General features: G+C 46.8%; 2 protein-coding genes. One reads left to right on the forward strand and one right to left on the reverse strand.

All coding sequences use genetic code 11. The features are described from left to right. Window positions 1-247, forward strand: a 247-nt coding sequence (locus tag RRG12_RS44260; protein WP_420763376.1) for a WD40 repeat domain-containing protein, incomplete at its 5' end; no start/stop codon positions are given. 182 nt (window positions 248-429) lie between these two features. On the opposite strand, the gene RRG12_RS44265 is transcribed toward RRG12_RS44260, so the two are convergent. After that, window positions 430-1,044 carry a Uma2 family endonuclease gene (locus tag RRG12_RS44265; protein ID WP_420763377.1) on the reverse strand — a complete coding sequence of 205 codons (615 nt, stop codon included), beginning with the start codon at window positions 1,042-1,044 and terminating at the stop codon, window positions 430-432. Window positions 1,045-1,212: the final 168 nt, after the last annotated feature.

Raw genomic sequence — 1,212 nt, forward strand, 5'->3', positions numbered from 1 at the left:
GTTGTGGAACCTGCAAGGGCACTTGCTCAAAGAATTCAAAGGACATCAGTACGGTGTATTAAGTGTGAGTTTCAGCCCGGACGGTAAAACCATTGCCACGGCATCAGTTGACAACACAGCGCGGTTGTGGCCTGTGGAGAATTTAGACCAACTGTTGGTGCGGGGTTGCAATTGGCTGCACGATTATTTGCAGAATAACCCGAATTTGGGTGAGAGTGACAAGCGTCTCTGCGATGATATCAAGTAATTCGTAATTCGTAATTCGTAATTCGTAATACTCGCCTCCAGCGAGAAGCAAGCTACGCATTAATTAATATCATGTACCAGTTGAACGCTTGTGATTGCGAACGTTCCACTACGTTGCACTCGCAATGACATATCACAAGTAATTTACCGGACATGATATAACCCGTAGCGAGCAAGATGCTTTCAATCCCACACCCGTCGCAAATTCAAGACAAAACCCGGCAAAACCGCTTCACCCGACAACTCACCAGGATTCTCCAACACTTCCACATCCTTAGCCAGTTGATAAATTTCCACCCGTCGCTGCTGCGGATCGATTAACCAACCAAGTTTAGCGCCATTGTCGATATACTCCCTCAATTTATCTTGCAGGGACTTGAGGGTATCTGAACTAGAGCGTAACTCAACCACAAAATCGGGGCAGATATTAGCAAACGTTCCTTTTTGTGCCGAAGTAAGCGCTTGCCATCGTTCTCCACTCACCCAAGAGGCATCGGGGGAGCGAGTCGCACCATTGGGTAAAATGAAGCCTGTAGAAGAGTCAAAGACCTTACCATCTTCACCTGCATTACGCCACCACAAATACAATTCGCCAGAAATACTGCAATTTCGCTCTCCAGTTTCCCAGCCTGTTGGTGGGTTCACTATTAATTCTCCTTGTGCGGTTCTTTCCAGTCTCAAGTGTCGGTTGGCTGCGGCTAAAGCAGCAAACTGTTCTTGAGTAACATACAACCCAATCGACTTAGGCAACTCAATCAATAGGGTTTCGGTTTCTGAACTAGCGGGTGTTTGTACCATCTTGACCTCTTAGGGAACTCCAAGAAATAAATTATCTAATATTGTGGGGTGGGCATCTTGCCACTGGTGTCAAATTAACGCGAAACCGCACGTCCGCCAGCACGTCCGCCAGGGATTGTAAATCCCTGTCTCATAGTTAAAGTCCTCGTGAAGAGGACTTTAGAGAGA

This window comes from Nostoc sp. CALU 546 (assembly GCF_048836525.1).

Excerpts from the sequence above, each read along its gene's own strand:
- RRG12_RS44265 (WP_420763377.1), bottom strand. The coding sequence starts at position 1,044 with ATGGTACAAACACCCGCTAGTTCAGAAACCGAAACCCTATTGATTGAG.